General features: G+C 61.5%; 1 protein-coding gene and 1 pseudogene. One reads left to right on the top strand and one right to left on the bottom strand.

Features of this window, described 5'->3' with window-relative positions; translation table 11 throughout:
* Positions 1 to 282: 282 nt before the first annotated feature.
* Entirely contained in the window at positions 283 to 1,683 is a 1,401-nt protein-coding gene (locus C998_RS14295; protein WP_018871471.1) for a type IIL restriction-modification enzyme MmeI, read from the bottom strand.
* Here C998_RS14295 and C998_RS15275 point away from each other — a divergent pair.
* Positions 1,660 to 1,839: pseudogene (locus C998_RS15275) on the top strand (hypothetical protein); the annotation flags it as partial. The gene C998_RS14295 and the pseudogene C998_RS15275 overlap by 24 nt on opposite strands.

The raw sequence follows: 1,839 nt of genomic DNA, 5'->3' as shown, positions 1-1,839 counted from the left end.
GACTCATAATCCTTTGGTCGTCGGTTCGAGTCCGACCGGGCCCACCATCTTTTCAATAACTTATGTGATTTCTCACGGGCTTCATCCGCCAAAAAAAGGGGGTGCGTCCAAAAAACCCCCTCCCAAAAACTCCTGCTCAGTACGCACCGTGGACACGGAGGGCATACCCTCGCCCCCCCCGCACTGGCCTCCTGAACCGGCTCCTCACGGGCCAACGCCCCTACCCGTGGACCGCTGCAAACGAATGGTGAGCAGGGGATCAGCGGCCCCGGCGAGGCCGGGTTACTGACCGATGGCCTCGATGTAGCGCTCGAAGAGATAGCCCACCCGCTCCGCTTCCACTCGGAAACTCCGGCGGCCATACGCCTGATCGACGGCCCGATCATTGGCCTCATGCGCCTTGCGCAGATCGTCCGGCATGGTCAGCGGGTCGTAGAGGTCGGCCAGCGTGGAGTCAGGATGGTTGCTCCGCGCGTCGAGGATGCCCTGCGCCGTGCTCTCGATCTTCCGACGCTGGGCGTCGGTGGGCGTCGGCCACGGGAAGTTGTTGTAGACGATCTGCACCGAATATCGGTAGTCGCTCTTCATCCGCCCGCAGACGGCTCGAACCCAGGCCATGTGCATGTACGAGCAGAGAACGCCGAAGTGGTAGGGTTCAGCGTCAAAGGCGACCTTCACGAGATTGCTGGGATAGGTCTGCTCGTCCAGGTAGCCGAACGGGATGTAGGGGCGCCTTTCTGACGACACCTCCGGCAGCACGAGGTATCGACCCTCGGGAATGCTCTCGATGTGAAAGCGCGTGGGTTTCTTGGCGAGCGCCTGAGTGGACGCGGGGGGCTGCTTTTTCGGCATGTTCCCCTTCTTGTTCGGTCCCTCGCCCAGCCGGTACTGGCGCACCGCTTCGACCAGCTTCAGCGCGTGCGGGAGCCTCTTCAGCTCGGCGGGCGAGCAGTCGCCCAACCACAGAACCCAGCGCTCGATTCCATTGATGAACTCCTGAGAACCGATCCAGCGCCGGAAATAGGGCTCCGCCTGCGGTTCCTTGGCAAGGAACTCCACCTTCTCCTCGGGTGTGAACAGGTAGAAGCCTCCGTCAATCGGCTTGTTCCCGGTTCGGATGGTCGGGGCCGGGCACAGCGGCTTGTTCCGTGAAGCGAGAAGTACGTCCGGGCCATCCACCAGGTACGGGTTGATGTTCTCAACCTCGACCTCCATAGGTTCTCCGGTCGGGTCTCCGTACTCGAACAGACGCTTTTTCGGGACATCCTGAAGCCCGAAACCGATGATGACGCAGTGGACCGCCGCCACTCCCCGAGCTTCGTTTCGCCACCGGAATGTCCGGTGCGCGAACTGGATCTTGAGGCCCCGATCCAGGAGATAGCGGAACAGCACGCCGACCTGCTCGCCCTGGGTGATCGAGTTGGTGGATACCAGCGCGCACCGGGTTGTGGTGCCCTGAATGTAGTTGATGGCCTTCACATACCAGCCGCTCACGAAATCGAGGTCACCATGGCCCTTCACCTCCTGGCAGGCGTGGTTACGGTCTTCGGTCTGTTTCGCAGAAAGGGTCTTGCTGCCGTTGAAGGGAGGGTTACCGAAAACGTAGGTCTGCGAGGAGGGGGGCACCACCTCGCTCCAGTCCATACGCAACGCATTCCCGTGGATGATGTTGGCCGATTTCACGAGGGGAATGCGGACAAAGGCGTTCCCGAACTCCTTGCCGAGTTATGGTCAAGTCTGGTGTATGAGCGATCGCTGGTTCAGGCGGCGCTCCGGTCGGTGATGGAGGATGCCTCGTCGTTGGTCGGTTCGGTCTGCTCGACGCCGTCGATGAACGTC

Source organism: Thioalkalivibrio sp. ALgr3 (genome assembly GCF_000377325.1).
Taxonomy (GTDB): domain Bacteria; phylum Pseudomonadota; class Gammaproteobacteria; order Ectothiorhodospirales; family Ectothiorhodospiraceae; genus Thioalkalivibrio.
The sequence above is the reverse complement of the archived record's forward strand: the minus strand, read 5'-3'. Positions and strand labels throughout refer to the sequence as shown.